Raw genomic sequence first — 15,412 nt, forward strand, 5'->3', positions numbered from 1 at the left:
CGGCGGCGGCCCGGTCGGCGGTGGGCTGGCCGGCGGCGGCCCGGTCGGCGGTGGGCTGGCCGGCGGCGGCCCGGTCGGCGGTGGGCTGGCCGGCGGCGGCCCGGTCGGCGGTGGGCTGGCCGGCGGTGGGCTGGTCGGCGAGTTCCTGCTCCTCGTCGGGAGCGGACCGCCGACCGCCCTCCGGCGGCGCGCCGGACCGGCGGCGCAACGCATCCGCGCCGCTGCGCAACCGGCCGCCGACCGCGTCGATGCCGCTGCCGGCGGCGGCGGTCGCCGCGGCCCGTCCGGCGGTCAGCAGCGGCGCGCCGAGCCTGCTCAGGTTGCCCAGTTGCGGACTCGACCCGAGCAGGCCGTCGGCCATCTGCTTCAGGCCGGTGGGGTTCCGGCTGGCCCGTCCGGCGGCCACGGCGGCGGCCAGGGTGAGCGCGGTCCGCAACTTCCGGCGGCGGCCCAGGACATATCCGAAACCGACCGCCAGGGCGATCCGGGCTCCGCTCTTCATCGGCTCTCCCTCGCTGCCCGGCGGGCGGGACACCTCATCGGTGGAGCAGCCCCGCCAGCGCACCTGCCGGGGATCAGCGAAAGGGCCTGCGATCGGCGAACCGCATCAGCGGACCCGACCGGCTCTACCCGTCACGGCCGGGGCGAAACCTGGGCCCGGCGGAATCCGGACGGCATCCTGGCCGGGCCGGCAACCCACCGACGGGCAGGGCGGCGGGCAACAACCTCAGCGGGTCGGGAGGGCCGAATCCAGACATATCCGGGCGTACGTCCGGCCGCCTTCCTCGCGCAACTCCGCACCGCACTTACGGAGCACCGAAACCGCGCCGGCGTTGCCGGGCGTCGTGTCGGCCACGACCGTGCGCATCCCGGCCGCCGCGGCGGCGTGCAGCAGTTCCCGCAGCGCGGCGGCGCCCAGACCACGGCCGCGCGCCGACCGGCCGAGCCACATTCCGGCCTCCACCGTCCCCGGCTCGTCGCGGCGGGTCATCCGCACCATGCCGACCACCTCACCGCCGGACACGATCGCGTACATCAGGGTGCCGGTCGGGCCGTCCAGCCCGCCGAAGCTGGCCCGGTGGAACTCGCGGAACGCGTCCCGGCGGGCCAACGACCACCCGGCCGGCGCATCCACCGGAGGCATCACGTCCTCCGGCTCCGCCTCCGCTGCCGCTACGGAGAGCAACGGCTCCAGGTTTCGCTCATCCACCGGCTCCAGCTTCACCGCACCTGTCACGAGCCGGAGTCTGCCGGCCGGTGCAACGCCCGTCCACCCCTTTGCCGACTCATTGCCGGTACGGCGGAGCGGGGCGTCCGGTCGTACCCCCAGGGTGTTTCGCCTCACGCTCCGTTGTCATCCGACCGGTCCGTTCCGGGGTGAGGGTGCTCACGCCGAAGGGCCGAACTCACAGAGCGCAACCGTCGCGTCATCGGTGCGCTTGCGGCGGCGTAGTCGGTCCGGGTGGTCCCGCTCGGCCGCCCGGACCCGGTCGATCAGGCCCTCCGGGCCCGCCACGGTCACCACCTCCAGCAGCCCGGCCCAGTCGAAGAGGCCGAACTGCTCGACCGCGCAGGAGGCGCCGTCGCTGAGCAGCACCGCCCGGCGCAGCGCGCCCGGCCCGCGCAGCGGCACCGTCCCGGTCACCGCGTGGTAGGCCGCGTCCGGGTCGGCGGCCGCCGCCCAGTAGCCGTGGGTGCGGTTCATCCGGGTCCGCTGCACCGTCACGGCCCGCCGGAACCGGGTCGACGGGTCACCGTCGCCGTCGGGCAGCGCGGCGGCGGTCCGGCGCAGGTCGGCCAGCGCGGTCTCCAGCCGGTCGTCGGAGACCACGTCGATCCCGTCGCCGGTGTCCAGCACCAGCGGACTGTCGCAGAGCACCAGGTGGTCGACCCGGTCCGCACCCTCGCGGAGCAGGCAGACGGTGGACGACGGGGTGCCCGGATGGTCGAGGTCGCAGGCGCCGCCGTGGTCCGCCCGCACCGCCAGGATCGCCGCCGCCAGGCTGCTCATCAGCGTGGCCGCGGGCCGGGCGGCGACCGCCAGGCCGATCCGGGCGGCCAGGTGCCGGACGTACCAGGCCGGGCCGTGCACACACCCGGTGTCGAAGCCCTCCGGCACGGTGGCCCCGTCGAGGACGCCGACGAGCGGACCGAACCGGAAGACCAGGTCCTCGTTCTCCGGCCGGCCGGGCGCCGGGTCGGACGCGGTGCGTACCCGCATCATCGGCGCCTCGCCGACCGGGCGGATCGTTTCGCCGCCCGTCGCGTACCGGCGGTCCGGTGCCCCCATCGCCGTGCTCCCTCCGTCGCCGAGGGCCGCCTTACCCGACGGGCGTGGGGCCATGCCGCGCATCCGGTCAACTCTGCGTCATCACCCAGGGGCAGCCGGTAGCGTCGGATTCGATCTGGTCGGACCATGACAGGGGGATCGCCATGTTGGAGCGGTTGCACGAGTCGGGAATCCGCGCGGAACACGCCTACCTGGCCGGTTTCGTCAGCATCGGGCTGTCGTTCACGAGCTGGTTTCTCTCCAAGAGCCTGGAACGCGCCGGAGTGGACCGGGCGGACCGCTGGGGCATCTTCATCGGCGAGTGGGCACCCACCTTCTTCGCCATCGGCAACGGGTTGCGCACGTACGAGAAGTGAGGTGGTTCAACGCCGCCGGTTGCGGGCCCGCGACGAGCGGAGCCGACGCAGCCGGCCAACCAGCAGCGGCTCGGCGGCCAGCGCGGCCGGACGATCCAGCAACGCGTTGAGCAGTTGGTAGTAGCGCGTCGCGGACAGGCCGAACGTGTCCCGGATGGCCTGCTCCTTCGCGCCGGCGTGCTTCCACCACTGCGACTCGAAGTCGAGGATCCGCCGCTCCCGTTCGGTGAGCCCGCCGGCCGGTTCGGCGCCGGCGGCCTCGGGTCGGGCCTCGTCGACGCTCGACGCTTCGGCGAGAGGCGGCTCGGCGAGGGGCGGCTCGGCCAGCGGCGGCTCGGCGAGAGGCGGCTCGGCCAGCGGCGGCTCGGCGAGAGGCGGCTCGGCGAGAGGCGGCTCGGCCAGCGGCGGCTCGGCGAGAGGCGGCTCGGCCAGCGGCGGCTCGGCCACGGGCGAGGACACGGCGGGTGCCGGGCCGGCCGGCGGCGCGGACTCGACCGGCGGGGCGGGGCGGGGCGGGGGCACGGAAGGGCCGGCGGCGCGGCGCGTACCCCGGGTCCGGCCCGACTCGTCGACGGCGGCCCGGTCGGTGGCGTCGGCGGACATGGCGCTCCTCTCCGACGGCGAATGACCGGCGCGGGAGACGCGCCGGTCGGCGGACCCCAGCGTAACCAGGGCCGTCCCCGGCCGCACCGGACGCGGGGCCCGCGCCGCCGGCGTTCCCGGCGGCGCGGGCCCCGCTCAGGCGATGTCCCGCCGGCGCATCGTCCAGAACGCGGCGACCAGCGCCACCACCGCGCCGATGCCGAACACCACGGCCGACTGCTCCCAGGTGACGACGTACTTGGCCGGCTCGCAGGCGCCCCTGGCGAACTGGCAGGTGTCGTAGTCGAACAGCTCCGCCTGCTTCATGAACCACGACTGGGCGTACGTGGAGAGCACGTACCGCTCGCCGAACGGCACCGCCAGCACGCCGACCGCGATCCGGATGCCGACCTCGCTGACCGCGAACAGCGCCACCGCCGCGCCGAGCGCCATCGCGGTGTGCCGGCCCAGCGAGGCGAGCGCGAAGGCGACCGCGCCGACGACCAGGATCAACGCCACGGCCCGCAGCCCGTCCAGCCCGATCGAGCGCCACGCCCCGGCGGTCATCTTCGCGGTGGTGCCCCGCTGGGTGCCGATCAGCCAGAACACGGCAGTCCACAACGCGCCGAGCACGACGCTGAGCCCGAGCACGGTGGTGAGCAACGCGCCCAGCTTGGCGCCCAGCACGGCCAGCCGCTTCGGCCGCCAGAGCAGCAGGTTCATCATCCCGCCGGTGTTCCACTCGGCGCCCACGAAGGACGCGCCGACGATGAACGCGAAGAGCGCCACCGCACCGGCGAACACGGCGACGAACATCGGAAACTCGGCCCGGAAGTCGAACTGGTAGGGCAGGTTCCACTTCGGGTCGAACATCTCCGGCTGCGGCTGGAAGTCCTTGCCGCAGTTCGACCCGTACCGCTCCTCGGTCTGCTCACCCTTGGCCTGGGCGGCCTCGCACTCGGTCACGGTGCGCTGCCACTCCTGCACCGACCGCTTGTACTGCGCGTCGGACTCGGCCTGGGCGGCGGCCACCACCTCCGGCGAGAGCTTCTGGCTGGAGAAGCTGAACGCGGTGGCCACGGTCGCGAGCCCGACCACCAGCAGGACGAGCAGCAGCCGGGTGAGCCGGCGCTTGGTGAGCCGGCGCAGCTCGGTGACGAACAGGCTCATGCGCCCCAACCTCCTGCGGTGCCGGTCTGGTCGACCTTGGCGGATTGATCGACCTGACGGTGCTGGCCGGGGACCGGCGCGGTGGCGGTCAGTTCGAGGAACACGCTCTCCAGGTCGACCGCGACCGGGGTCAGCTCGCTGACGTAGAGGCCCTGCTCGGCGAGGAGCCGGCTGACCCCGGCCGGCTTGTCGACGCCGGCCAGCATCAGGTGGTCGGGCTCGGTGGCGGCGACCCGGATCCCGGCGCGGGTCAGCGTCTCCACCGCCTGCGGCAGGTCGGTGACCGCCTCCAGGCGGACCCGCACGCTGCCCTGCGAGTGCGCCGCGAGCACCTGGTCGACCGGCCCGAACGCGACCCGCCGGCCGAGCGAGATGATGGTGACCGAGTCGCAGATGAGTTGGATCTCGCCGAGGATGTGGCTGGAGAGCACCACTGTCATGCCGGATTCGGCCAGGTCCCGCATGAGCCGGCGCATCTCCCGGATGCCGCCCGGGTCGAGGCCGTTGGCCGGCTCGTCCAGGATCAGCAACGTGGGGTCCTTGAGCAGTGCGGACGCGACGGCGAGCCGCTGCTTCATGCCGAGCGAGTAGGTCTTCACCCGCTCCCCGGCCCGGTCCCGCAGCCCGACCTGCTCCAGCACCTCGTCGACCCGCCGCTGCGGCAGCTCGCCGGCGCTGGCGAGCAGGCCGAGGGTGTCCCGCGCGGTGAAGTGCGGGAAGAACTGCGGGCTCTCCACGATGGCGCCGACCTGCCCGGCGACGGCCGGCAGCGCCCGCGGCAGCTCCTGGCCGAGGATGGCCATCCGGCCGCCGTTGGGCCGGATCAGCCCCAGCAGCGTACGCAGCGTGGTGGTCTTGCCGGAGCCGTTCGGGCCGAGGAAGCCGTGCACCTGGCCGGCCTCGACCCGCATGTCGAAGCCGTCGAGCGCGTGGCGGACCCCGCGTTTCCGGCTCCGGTACGTCTTACGGAGACCTTCGATCTCCAGGACAGCCGACACAGCTGACCTCCCCCGATGAGTTAGGCGACAGCGACACCATACGCGGTATGCACCCGAGGGCAATACCCGGTATGCACGGCGTGTCGGCATGCCAGCGTGTTAACAGGGGGCCCCGCCTATACCGGAGGCGTTAAGAGGGGGCCCCGCCTTGCACCTCAGGCGCAGACGACCTGGACGCCGGCGTCGCGGAACGCCTGCACCACGGCCGGGGCCGCGCCGGAGTCGGTCACCAGCGTCTCCACCCGGTCGACCGGGCAGATGCGGGCGAACGCGTGCCCGCCCAGCTTGGACGAGTCGGCGATGACCACGACCCGCTTCGCGCGCGCCACCATCAGGCTGTTCATCGCCGCCTCACCCTCGTGGTGCGCGGCGGCGCCCAACTGCGGGTCGATCGCGTCCACCCCGAGCAGCGCGACGTCGAGCGTGACCTCGCGCAGCAACGCCCCGCCGAGCGGGCCGACCAGCTCGAACGACTTCGGCCGGACCACGCCGCCGGCCACCACCACCTTCATCCGCGAGCGCACCAGCAGCTCGTTGGCGATGTTGAGCGCGTTGGTGACCACGGTGAGCTGGGCGCCCTCGGCGCTGGTGTTGAGGTCCGGGCGGACCGCCAGGGCCCGGGCCACCTCGGTGCTGGTGGTGCCGCCGTTGAGGCCGACCACGGTGCCCGGGGAGACCAGCGCGGCGGCGGCGGCACCGATCCGCTGCTTCTCCGCCGAGTGCTTGGCGGTCTTGTAGCGCAGCGGCAGGTCGTAGGAGACGCCGTTGGCGACCGCGCCGCCCCGGGTCCGGGTGATCATCTGCTGCTGGCCGAGCTGGTCGAAGTCCCGCCGGATGGTGGCCTGGGATACCCCGAGCCGCTCGGCCGCCTCCTCGACGCTGACCCGGCCGCTGTCGGTCAGCATCTCGAGCAGCGCGTTCCAACGCGCGTAGCGGTCCACCGCGGGGGCCTCCCCTGACTGTGCACGTACGGTGATTGATTGCGTGCACAGTAGTGCGCGAAACTACGTCTGCGCAAAACCCTGTGCTGCGCGAACCGGGAGACGGTTGCCACGCCCACCCCACTTCGCGCAGAATGACGCGCGAAAGAAGGCCCTATCGCGCCGTATTGCGCAAGGTCTCCCCCGGCGAGGAGTTGTCATGGCGTACGTGCACGCGGAGATCGCGAGCCAGCCCGACTGCTGGGGTGCGGCGGCCCGGCTCGCGCCGACCGTCGCCGAGCACCTGCCCGGCCCCGGCGAGCGGGTCGCCGTGGTCGGCTGCGGCACATCGTGGTTCATGGCGGCGGCGTACGCCGGGCTCCGCGAGGGTGCCGGCCAGGGCGAGACCGACGCCTACCAGGCCAGCGAGTTCCCCACCGGCCGCCGGTACGACCGGCTCATCGCGATCACCCGCTCCGGCACCACCACCGAGGTGCTCGACCTGCTCGCCGCGCTGCGCGGGCAGGTCCCCACCACGGTCCTGCTGGGCGACCCGGGCTCACCCGCCGTGCCGCTGGCCGACGCCGCCGTCGCGCTGCCCTTCGCCGACGAACGCTCGGTCGTGCAGACCCGCTTCGCCACCACCGCCCTCGCGCTGCTCCGCGCCCACCTCGGCGAGGATCTCGGCCGGCTCGCCGCCGACGCCGAGGTGGCCGTCCGCGCGCCGCTGCCGATCGACCCGGCCCGCATCGAGCAGGTCACCTTCCTCGGTCGCGGCTGGACCGTCGGGCTGGCCCAGGAGGCCGCGCTGAAGTGCCGCGAGGCCGCCACGTTCTGGGCCGAGGCGTACCCGGCCATGGACTACCGGCACGGCCCCATCTCGATCGCCGCCCCGGGCCGGCTGGTCTGGGCGTTCGGCGACATCCCGGACGGCCTGGCGGAGGACGTGGCCGCCACCGGCGCGGCGTTCGTGCACAGCCGCACGCACGGCTGCCGCACGGTGCTGACCAGTTGGGCGGCCGGCCGCACCCCGGTCGACCCGATGGCCGACCTGATCCTGGCCCAACGGTTCGCCGTCGCGCTGGCCACCAGCCGCGGCCTCGACCCCGACGCCCCCCGGCACCTGACCCGGTCCGTGGTCCTGGCATGAGATCACCGAGCTGAGGATGGCGCAGCAGTGAGCAGAGGCACCGAACGCAGCGGGGGCCGTGGACGCATGCCCCGCCGGCAGACGGCGTGAGGCCCGGCGACGAGGTCGTCGTCGCGCTGGACGTGGGCGGCACCGGGATGAAGTGCGCCCTGGTCCGACCGGACGGCACGACCGTACACACGGAACGGCACGCCACCGCCGCGCAGCGCGGGCCGGACGCCGTGGTCGAGACCGTCCTGGACGTGGCCGAAGGGCTGGCCGGCAAGGCCCACGCCGCCGGTCTCACGCCGGTGGCCTGCGGCATCGCCGTGCCGGGCGTGGTCGACGAGCCCCGCGGGGTGGCGGTCTGGTCGGCCAACGTGGGCTTCCGGGACGTACCGCTGCGGGAGCTGGCGACCACCCGCCTCGGCCTGCCCGCGGCGCTCGGCCACGACGTGCGGGCCGGCGGCCTGGCGGAGGCCCGGCTCGGCGCCGGCCGGGACGGCGGGCACGTGCTCTTCGTCGCGATCGGCACCGGCATCGCCGCCGCGCACGTGGTCGGCGGGTCGGCCGCCACCGGCGCGCACGGCGCCGCCGGGGAGATCGGGCACATCCTGGTACGCCCCGGCGGCCCGCCCTGCGGCTGTGGCCGCGCCGGCTGCCTGGAGGCGGTGGCCTCCGCCTCGGCGATCGGCCGGCGCTACGCCGAGTTGACGGGCACGCCGGCGACCGCGGCGGAGGTGGCCGACCGGGCGGCGGCCGGCGAGCCGCTCGCGGTCGCGGTCTGGCGGGCGGCGGTCGACGCGCTCGCCGATGGTCTGGCCACCGGGCAGGCGCTCTATGATGTGGCGACCGTGGTGCTCGGCGGCGGGCTGGCCCAGGCCGGTCCCCGGCTGTTCGACCCGTTGCGCGACGCGCTGCGCGAGCGGCTGACCTTCCACCGCGAGCCGCGCCTGGTCGCAGCCGCCCTCGGCGACGAGGCCGGCTGCCTCGGCGCCGCCCTGCTGGCCCTGGACACTGTGGCGAAGGAGAGTCGATGACCCTGCGCGTGACCGGCAAGGTGGTGACCCCGACCGGCGTCGTCCGGCAGGGCTGCGTGGAGATCCGGGACGGCCGGATCAGCGCGGTCGCCGACTACCCGTCGGTGCGCGACGGCCACTGGATCGTGCCGGGCTTCGTCGACATGCACACCCACGGCGGGGGCGGCCACACGTTCACCACCGGCGACCCGGAGTCGGCGCGGCAGGCCGCCGCGTTCCATCTCGGACACGGCACCACCACGCTGTTGGCCAGCCTGGTCAGCTCCCCGTTCGCGCTGATGCGCGACGCCACCGCGGCGTTCCGGCCGCTCGTCGAGCAGGGGGTGCTCGCCGGCATCCACTTCGAGGGCCCCTACCTGTCGGCCGACCGCTGCGGCGCGCAGAACCCCGAGTTCCTGCGCGACCCGTCCACGGCCGAGCTGACCGAGCTGATCGAGCTGGGCGGCGGCGCGGTGCGGATGGTCACGCTCGCCCCCGAGCGCGCGGGCGCGACCGCGGCGATCGAGCTGCTGGTGGCGAACGGCGTGGTGGCGGCGGTCGGCCACACGGACGCCACCTGGGAGCAGACCCGCGCGGCGGTCGCCGCCGGGGCGAGCGTCGGCACCCACCTGTTCAACGGGATGCGCCCGGTGCACCACCGCGAGCCCGGCCCGGTGGTGGCGCTGCTGGAGGCCCCGAACGTGGTCTGCGAGCTGGTCGCCGACGGCGTGCACCTGCACGACGGCATGCTCGGCTTCGCCACCTCGGTAGCCGGCCCGGAGCGGGCCGCGCTGATCACCGACGCGATGGCCGCCGCCGGCATGCCCGACGGCGACTACGAGCTGGGCGGCCAGGCGGTCACCGTGGCCGACGGCGTGGCCCGGCTCAGCGACGGCGGTGCGATCGCCGGCAGCACGCTCACCATGGACGCCGCGCTGCGGCACGCGGTCGGCGCCGGCGTCGCGATGCCGGACGCCTGCCGCATGGTCGCGACCACCCCGGCCCGTGCTCTCGGCCTGGCCGATCGGCTGGGCGCGCTCCAGACCGGCCTGCGCGCCGACCTGGTGGTGCTGGACGACGACCTGAACGTGGTCCGGGTGATGCACGGCGGCGACTGGGTGGAGTGAGGCCCGTCAGGCGGTGGGCACCTCGACGCCGAGCACGGCCTGCTCGTCCGGGCGGTGCACCAGCACGTCGGCCAGGTAGGAGTGCACGGCCCGGCGCATCCCGACGTCGCGGCCGGCCTGCTCGGAGAGCAGCCACTTGTGCTCGATGATCTGGGCGAACAGCTCCTGCGGCTCCAGCTTGCGGCGCAGGTGCCCCGGCACCGCCCGGACCACCGGCTCGAACACCTCGGTGAGCCAGCGGTGCGCCGCCTGCTGCTCGTCGGTAAGGTCGCTCTCCACCCGGTAGGCGTCCAGGTCGTTGAGGAGCTTGCGGGCCTGGTTCTCCTCGGCGTCCAGGCCGGTCAGCCGCAGCAGCCGCCGGGTGTGGTAGCCGGCGTCGACCACCTTGGGCCGCACCAGGTAACGCCCGTTGTCGGCGGTCGACATGGCGACCTCGGCGACGTCGAAACCCAGCTCGTTGAGGCGGCGGATGCGCCCCTCGATGTCGTGCCGGGCGGTGCGCTCGACCTGCTGCTCGTAGGTGATCTCGTGCCACAGCCGCTCGTAGCGCCGCACCACCTCCTCGCAGACCAGCTCCGGGTCGATCGACTCGTGCAGCAGGCCGGCGGCCTGGAGGTCGAGCGCCTCGCCGAAGATGTTGACCCGGGCGATCTCCAGGTCCTCGCCGCGCTGGCCGGAGGAGAGCGACGGGTGCAGCGCCCCGGTCTCGGCGTCGACCAGATAGGCGGCGAACGCGCCGGCGTCGCGCCGGAACAGGGTGTTCGACAGCGAGCAGTCGCCCCAGAAGAAGCCGGTCAGGTGCATCCGCACGATCAGCGCGGCCAGCGCGTCCAGCAGCCGGTTCATCGTCTCCGGACGCAACGTATTGGAGAACAGCGCCCGGTAGGGCAGCGAGAACTGGAGGTGCCGGGTGATCAGCACCGGGTCGAGCGGCTCGCCGTCGTCGGTCCGCCGGTCGGCCACGATGGCGATCGCCTCGACCGACGGGAAGTCGATCCGCTCCAGCGCCCGCAGCAGGTCGTACTCCCGCTCGGCGACCCGCTCGCCGGTCTCCTTCACCGCGTAGACGTAGTCGCCGAGCCGGACGAACCGCACGACGTGCCGGGAGATGCCTTGGGGCAGCGCCACCAGGTGCTCGGCAGGCCACTGCTCCAGCGGGGTCGACCAGGGAAGGTCGAGCAACGCCGGGTCGACGAGGGCCGAGGTGATCCGCACGGCAACCAGTGTGACCGCTGACCCCCGCGCGGCGCTTCCCTTCGTGGCTCGGCACACAGGCCGCCGACGCCCGCGCGAGGCGGGCCACCGTCGGCGACCGGTAGCGTGGTCGCGTGCGCCAGAGCTCAGGGGTACGCCGCGACCTGCGGCTGCGACCCGTCCGACCGGGCGGGTGGTGGTGCGACGGGCTGCTGCTCGCCGGGCTGGTGGCGTTGACCGTGGCGCTCGCCTCCGGCCACCTGTTCGGGCTCGACCGGGCGGTCACCGACTGGTCGGCCGCGCACCGGCCGACCGCCGCCCGGTGGCTCGCCATGGCGTTCAACCTGCTCGGGCAGGGCACCCCGCTGACGCTGCTGGCGGCCGGGCTGGGCGTGCTGCTGGCGCTGCGGCTGCGCTCGGTGCGGGCGGCGCTGCCGCCGGTGACCGCGTTCGTGCTGACGTTCTTCACCATCGGTCCGCTGAAGGTGTGGACCGCCCGCCCGGCGCCGAGCGCGAGCGTCAAGGAGCCGTTCCTGCCGCCGGAACAGACGCTGCCGCTGTTCCAGCACGAGCTGCCGGTGCGCTTCGCCCAGTCGTACCCGTCGGGGCACGTGGCCAACGCGATCGTCTGGTATGGCGTGCTCGCCCTGTTGCTGGTCCCGCTGCTGCGTACGGTCGGCCGCGCCGTGCCACCCCGGCTGGTCACCGTGGTCCGGGTGGTGCCGCCGGCCGTGGTGTTCTGCACCACCGTCTATCTCGGCTGGCACTGGCTCACCGACTCCATCGCCGGGCTGCTGCTCGGGTTGCTGCTGGACCGGCTGCTGCGCCGGGTGCCGTGGAACGCCCTGCCGCTGCCGGCGCGGCTCGGCCGCTGGGCCCGGCCGGCCGACGGGCTCGACTGAGCGTCCGCCCACGCCACCGGCTCGCCGACGCCCACCTGTGAGGCGCGCACGGCACCGGCCGTTCACCCCGGCACCCTAGGCTGCCGGTGTGGACCGGCTGGCGCGGCGACTCGGCGTACCCGATGCGGTGGTCATCGGTCTGGGCGCGATGCTCGGCGCGGGCGTCTTCGTGGTCTTCGCCCCGGCCGCGGCGGCGGCCGGCGGCGTCGGGCTCCTGGTCGCGCTCGCGCTCGCCGGCTTCATCGCGTTCTGCAACGCCACCAGCTCGGCGCGGCTCGCCGCCCGCTACCCGGAGTCCGGCGGCACCTACGTCTACGGCCGGGAGCGGCTGCACCCGTTCGCCGGCTTCGTCGCCGGGTGGGGGTTCGTGGTCGGCAAGACGGCGAGCTGCGCGGCCATGGCGCTGACCGTCGGGGCCTACCTGTGGCCGGGGCGGGCCCGGCTGGTCGCGGTCCTCGCCGTGGTCGCGGTGACCGCGGTGAACCTGCGCGGCGTCGGCAAGACCGCCACCGCCACCCGGGTGCTGGTCGGCGTGGTGCTCACCGTGCTGGCCGTGGTGGCGGTGACCGGCGCACCCGAGGTGGCAGCCGGCCGGCTCACCGGTTCCGCCGACCTCGGTACGCACGGCGTGCTCACCGCCGCCGGCCTGCTCTTCTTCGCCTTCGCCGGCTATGCGCGGATCGCCACGCTCGGCGAGGAGGTCCGCGACCCGGAACGCACCATCGGACGCGCGGTGCCGATGGCGCTCGGCGCGGTGCTGGCGGTCTACCTGACGCTGGCCGTGATCGCGCTCGGCGTGCTCGGCGCCGACCGGCTGGCCACCTCGACGGCGCCACTCGTCGACGTGGTGACCGCGGCGGGCCGACCCGGGCTGGCCTGGTTGGTGCGGGCCGGGGCTGCCGTCGCGGTGACCGGGGTGCTGCTCTCCCTGCTGGCCGGCGTCGGCCGCACCACGCTGGCGATGGCCCGCCGCCGCGACCTGCCGGGCGCGCTGGCCGCCGTGCACCCCCGCCACCGGGTGCCGCACCGCGCCGAACTGGCCGTGGCCGCCGTGGTCGTCGTGGTGGTGACGCTCGGCGACGTTCGGGGCGCGATCGGCTTCTCCAGTTGCACCGTGCTGGTCTACTACGCGATCACCAACGCCTCGGCGCTGACGCTCGGCCCGTCGCTGCTCGCCGCGCTGGGACTCGTCGGGTGCCTGGTGCTCGCGGTCAGCCTGCCGCTGCCCAGCGTGCTCGGCGGGTTCGGCGTGCTCGCCCTCGGCGCGCTCTGGTACGCCCTCCGCCACCGCTGACCGGCGTCACTCCGCCGGCTCGCGCGGGGTGGGGGGCGCGGCCGGCGCGGGCGTCGTCTCGCGCAGCAACGCGGTCAGCCCGGCCCGCCGGGCCACCACGGTCAGCCGGTCCCCCGCGGTCAGCACCACCCGCGGGTCGACCGACCAGTCGGCCTTCTGCCCGGTGCGGGTGTGCGCGAGCAGGCGCACCTCGCCGGGGCGGGCGACCGCGCCGAGTGGACGCCCGTCCAGCGGCGAACCGGCCACCACCGGCACCTCGGTGACCAGCAGCGCGTGCCGGTCCACCGGGATCGTGGCGATCACCGCGCGGTCCAGCAGGGCCGCCGCGAACGACGGCGCGGCGAGGTAGGAGACGCTGCGCGAGATGCCGATGCCGAACGCCTGCTGGATCCGCTCGGCGAAGTCGCCGTCGAACAGCCGCAGCACCACCCGCAGGTCGGGGTCGAGGGAGCGGGCGATGAGCGCGGCGCGCAGGTTCGCCCCGTCGTCGGTCGAAACCACCACCAGCGCCTGGCTGGTGTCGACCGAGGCGGAGCGGAGCGTCTCCTCCAGGCCGGCGTCCCCGACTATCACCGGCACGCCCAGCCGGTGCGCCAACGCGGCGCCGCGCGCGTCGGGATTCTTGTCGATGGCCACCACCTCGACGCCGAAGTCGTGCAACTGGGCCATCACCCGGGTGCCGATGTTGCCCAGCCCGACCACCACCACGTGCCCGCAACGGTCGGGCTGGATCCGGCCGGCGTGCAGCGCCAACCGGGCGTTGACGATGCCGTCGACCACGGCGGCGGTGATCAGTGGGATCAACGCCAGCCCGGCCAGGTTGAGCACCACCTGCATCACCTGGGCGGCGACCGGCTTGTTGACGTCCGGGTCCTGGCCGCTGAGCGTGGTGACCAGGGTGAGATAGAGCGCCTCGCTCCAGGTGACGTCAGCGGCGCGGGCGTTGAGCCAGCCCAGCACCGCGATCACCCCGAGCAGCACCAGCACCGCGATGCCGATCTTGCGGGTGGCGAAGCTGCGGACGGCCCGCAGCAGCACCTCCACCGGCTGCCGGCGGCGGCGGGCCCGCACCAGGCGGCGGGCGGCCAGCTCGGTGCCGGGCGGCTGGCCGGTCGCCTCGGCAAGCACCACGTCGGCCGTGGCCTCGTCGGCGGGCAGCACCCGGACCAGCTCCGGGTCCGTGGTGACGGCCAGGCCACAGACCACGTCCCGTGGGCGTACGTCGGTGCGGCGGGCCACGTAGAGCGTGCGGCCGGCGTGCCGGAAGTGGGTCGGTGCCACCTCGCCCAGCGCGGCGGCGACGAACGCGGGAGCGGCCATCGAGGCGTCGGAGATGACCGCCGAGTCGGGAAAGAGCTGCCGCAGCCCGTCGGCCAGGTTGGTGCTGAACATCCGCACCACCAGGCGCAGCCGGGGCTCGACCTCCTGCGCGCAGAGCGCCGCGTGCATGTTGCCCACGTCGTCCTGGCGTAGCAGGGCCAACCCGGCCGCGTCGGCGAGCCCGGCCCGCCGGAACGCGGCCTCGTCGAGCCGGTCCGCGGTGATGACGCGGACGCCGGGCACGTCCCGCCCGTCCGGGCCGTCCGAGCGGCGGCGCTCCGGCACCACGAGCGTGACCCGGACCTGACCGGCCGCCGGGCCGGTAGCGAGCAACGCTCGGACCACCCAGTAGGCCAACGGGTCGGATCCACAGACCACGTAATGGGGTCGTTCGTCCCCGTTCGGCCGGAACCGCCACCCGGTCGCGCGGCGCGCACGGTCGCGCAGGGGCTCGGCCATGCCCGGATCGTAGTCAGCCGCTCGCGGTCGGCGCACCCCCTTCGATCTTGAACGCATGGCGGCGGCGGGTACGGGTAGAGCACCGGCATGCAGACGTTCCTGCCGTATCCGGACTTCCTGGCCAGCGCCCGGACGCTGGACCAGAAACGGCTGGGCAAGCAGCGCGTGGAGGCCATCCAGGTGCTGCGCGGGCTGACCCGACCCGACTACGGCTGGCGCAACCACCCCGCGGTGAAGATGTGGGCCGGGTACGAGGAGGCGCTGACCCGCTACGGGCTGGACATGTGCGCGGTGTGGTGCGAGCCCGGGCGGGCCGACACCTGCGCCGCCACCCTGGCCACCGACCTCGCCGCCGCCTGCGGCATCACGACCATCCGCGGCCAGGACGAGCTGACCGCCGCCGGCGAGGTCCCGCCCTGGCTGGGCCGCGACGACCTGCACCGCAGCCACCGGTCCTCGCTGCTGCGCAAGGACCCCACCCACTATCGCCCGCTCTTCCCCGCCGACACCCCACTCGACCTGGACTACGTCTGGCCCCCCTCCGACCGCCCCCGCCGAGTGCAAGGAGGGGCCCCCTGTTAACGCCTCCGGTAGAGGAACGCGCCCCGCTTGACCCCGGCGGATGCGGGCGCCCGCGCCTGGTGAGAGGGGG

General features: G+C 74.6%; 16 protein-coding genes. 7 read left to right on the top strand and 9 right to left on the bottom strand.

What is annotated here, in order from left to right; genetic code table 11:
* From AB0H28_RS02935 to AB0H28_RS02945, 3 genes are all read right to left on the bottom strand, one after another.
* Positions 1-502: hypothetical protein (locus tag AB0H28_RS02935; protein ID WP_358033261.1), on the bottom strand; the 502-nt coding region annotated here is incomplete at its 3' end.
* Between the two features lie 225 nt (positions 503-727).
* On the bottom strand, positions 728-1,237 hold the full coding sequence (locus tag AB0H28_RS02940; protein WP_358033264.1) for a GNAT family N-acetyltransferase: 510 nt from the start codon (positions 1,235-1,237) through the stop codon (positions 728-730).
* A gap of 150 nt (positions 1,238-1,387) precedes the next feature.
* Complete coding sequence (locus AB0H28_RS02945; RefSeq protein ID WP_358033267.1) at positions 1,388-2,290, bottom strand: hypothetical protein; 903 nt, start codon at positions 2,288-2,290, stop codon at positions 1,388-1,390.
* A 143-nt stretch (positions 2,291-2,433) separates the two neighbouring features.
* On the opposite strand from AB0H28_RS02945, the gene AB0H28_RS02950 reads away from it, so the two are divergent.
* Positions 2,434-2,646 carry a hypothetical protein gene (locus tag AB0H28_RS02950; RefSeq protein WP_181570637.1) on the top strand — a complete coding sequence of 71 codons (213 nt, stop codon included), beginning with the start codon at positions 2,434-2,436 and terminating at the stop codon, positions 2,644-2,646.
* 6 nt (positions 2,647-2,652) lie between these two features.
* Here the strand turns inward: AB0H28_RS02950 and AB0H28_RS02955 are convergent, their stop codons facing one another.
* The 4 genes from AB0H28_RS02955 to AB0H28_RS02970 form a co-directional block, all read right to left on the bottom strand.
* Positions 2,653-3,249: a DUF3263 domain-containing protein gene (locus AB0H28_RS02955; protein WP_358033270.1), complete on the bottom strand. Its 597-nt coding sequence runs from the start codon at positions 3,247-3,249 to the stop codon at positions 2,653-2,655.
* A gap of 135 nt (positions 3,250-3,384) precedes the next feature.
* Positions 3,385-4,398, bottom strand: coding sequence for an ABC transporter permease subunit (locus AB0H28_RS02960; protein ID WP_358033273.1), 1,014 nt, complete (start codon positions 4,396-4,398; stop codon positions 3,385-3,387).
* Positions 4,395-5,396: an ATP-binding cassette domain-containing protein gene (locus tag AB0H28_RS02965; protein WP_358033276.1), complete on the bottom strand. Its 1,002-nt coding sequence runs from the start codon at positions 5,394-5,396 to the stop codon at positions 4,395-4,397. The genes AB0H28_RS02960 and AB0H28_RS02965 overlap by 4 nt, the downstream gene beginning before the upstream one ends.
* A 155-nt stretch (positions 5,397-5,551) precedes the next feature.
* Positions 5,552-6,337 carry a DeoR/GlpR family DNA-binding transcription regulator gene (locus tag AB0H28_RS02970; protein WP_358033278.1) on the bottom strand — a complete coding sequence of 262 codons (786 nt, stop codon included), beginning with the start codon at positions 6,335-6,337 and terminating at the stop codon, positions 5,552-5,554.
* A 199-nt stretch (positions 6,338-6,536) separates the two neighbouring features.
* On the opposite strand from AB0H28_RS02970, the gene AB0H28_RS02975 reads away from it, so the two are divergent.
* The 3 genes from AB0H28_RS02975 to nagA all read left to right on the top strand — a co-directional run bounded on the left by AB0H28_RS02975 (position 6,537) and on the right by nagA (position 9,591).
* Complete coding sequence (locus AB0H28_RS02975; protein WP_358033280.1) at positions 6,537-7,466, top strand: sugar isomerase; 930 nt, start codon at positions 6,537-6,539, stop codon at positions 7,464-7,466.
* 86 nt (positions 7,467-7,552) lie between these two features.
* Positions 7,553-8,485, top strand: coding sequence for an ROK family protein (locus AB0H28_RS02980; protein ID WP_358033283.1), 933 nt, complete (start codon positions 7,553-7,555; stop codon positions 8,483-8,485).
* Complete coding sequence (gene nagA / locus AB0H28_RS02985) at positions 8,482-9,591, top strand: N-acetylglucosamine-6-phosphate deacetylase (protein ID WP_358033286.1); 1,110 nt, start codon at positions 8,482-8,484, stop codon at positions 9,589-9,591. The genes AB0H28_RS02980 and nagA overlap by 4 nt, the downstream gene beginning before the upstream one ends.
* Before the next feature lie 6 nt (positions 9,592-9,597).
* Here nagA and AB0H28_RS02990 read toward each other — a convergent pair whose 3' ends face one another.
* On the bottom strand, positions 9,598-10,806 hold the full coding sequence (locus tag AB0H28_RS02990; protein ID WP_358033289.1) for a DUF4032 domain-containing protein: 1,209 nt from the start codon (positions 10,804-10,806) through the stop codon (positions 9,598-9,600).
* Positions 10,807-10,949: 143 nt separating this feature from the next.
* On the opposite strand from AB0H28_RS02990, the gene AB0H28_RS02995 reads away from it, so the two are divergent.
* The gene (locus AB0H28_RS02995; RefSeq protein WP_358033848.1) at positions 10,950-11,687 is read left to right on the top strand and encodes a phosphatase PAP2 family protein; all 738 of its coding nucleotides are present in this window, start codon (positions 10,950-10,952) and stop codon (positions 11,685-11,687) included.
* A gap of 88 nt (positions 11,688-11,775) precedes the next feature.
* Positions 11,776-12,981, top strand: coding sequence for an APC family permease (locus AB0H28_RS03000; RefSeq protein WP_358033292.1), 1,206 nt, complete (start codon positions 11,776-11,778; stop codon positions 12,979-12,981).
* A 6-nt stretch (positions 12,982-12,987) separates the two neighbouring features.
* Here the strand turns inward: AB0H28_RS03000 and AB0H28_RS03005 are convergent, their stop codons facing one another.
* A complete protein-coding gene (locus tag AB0H28_RS03005; RefSeq protein ID WP_358033295.1) occupies positions 12,988-14,760 on the bottom strand; it encodes an NAD-binding protein in 1,773 nt (590 codons plus the stop codon).
* Positions 14,761-14,847: 87 nt separating this feature from the next.
* Between AB0H28_RS03005 and AB0H28_RS03010 the strand changes: the two genes are divergently transcribed.
* Positions 14,848-15,342: an MSMEG_6728 family protein gene (locus tag AB0H28_RS03010; protein WP_358033297.1), complete on the top strand. Its 495-nt coding sequence runs from the start codon at positions 14,848-14,850 to the stop codon at positions 15,340-15,342.
* Positions 15,343-15,412 lie beyond the last annotated feature (70 nt).

Origin of the sequence: Micromonospora sp. NPDC050980 (assembly GCF_040653835.1) — a bacterium.
Taxonomy (GTDB): Bacteria; Actinomycetota; Actinomycetes; order Mycobacteriales; family Micromonosporaceae; genus Micromonospora.

Excerpts from the sequence above, each read along its gene's own strand:
- AB0H28_RS02945 (WP_358033267.1), bottom strand. The coding sequence starts at position 2,290 with ATGGGGGCACCGGACCGCCGGTACGCGACGGGCGGCGAAACGATCCGC.
- AB0H28_RS02950 (WP_181570637.1), top strand. The coding sequence starts at position 2,434 with ATGTTGGAGCGGTTGCACGAGTCGGGAATCCGCGCGGAACACGCCTAC.
- AB0H28_RS02955 (WP_358033270.1), bottom strand. The coding sequence starts at position 3,249 with ATGTCCGCCGACGCCACCGACCGGGCCGCCGTCGACGAGTCGGGCCGG.
- AB0H28_RS02960 (WP_358033273.1), bottom strand. The coding sequence starts at position 4,398 with ATGAGCCTGTTCGTCACCGAGCTGCGCCGGCTCACCAAGCGCCGGCTC.
- AB0H28_RS02975 (WP_358033280.1), top strand. The coding sequence starts at position 6,537 with ATGGCGTACGTGCACGCGGAGATCGCGAGCCAGCCCGACTGCTGGGGT.
- nagA (WP_358033286.1), top strand. The coding sequence starts at position 8,482 with ATGACCCTGCGCGTGACCGGCAAGGTGGTGACCCCGACCGGCGTCGTC.
- AB0H28_RS03005 (WP_358033295.1), bottom strand. The coding sequence starts at position 14,760 with ATGGCCGAGCCCCTGCGCGACCGTGCGCGCCGCGCGACCGGGTGGCGG.
- AB0H28_RS03010 (WP_358033297.1), top strand. The coding sequence starts at position 14,848 with ATGCAGACGTTCCTGCCGTATCCGGACTTCCTGGCCAGCGCCCGGACG.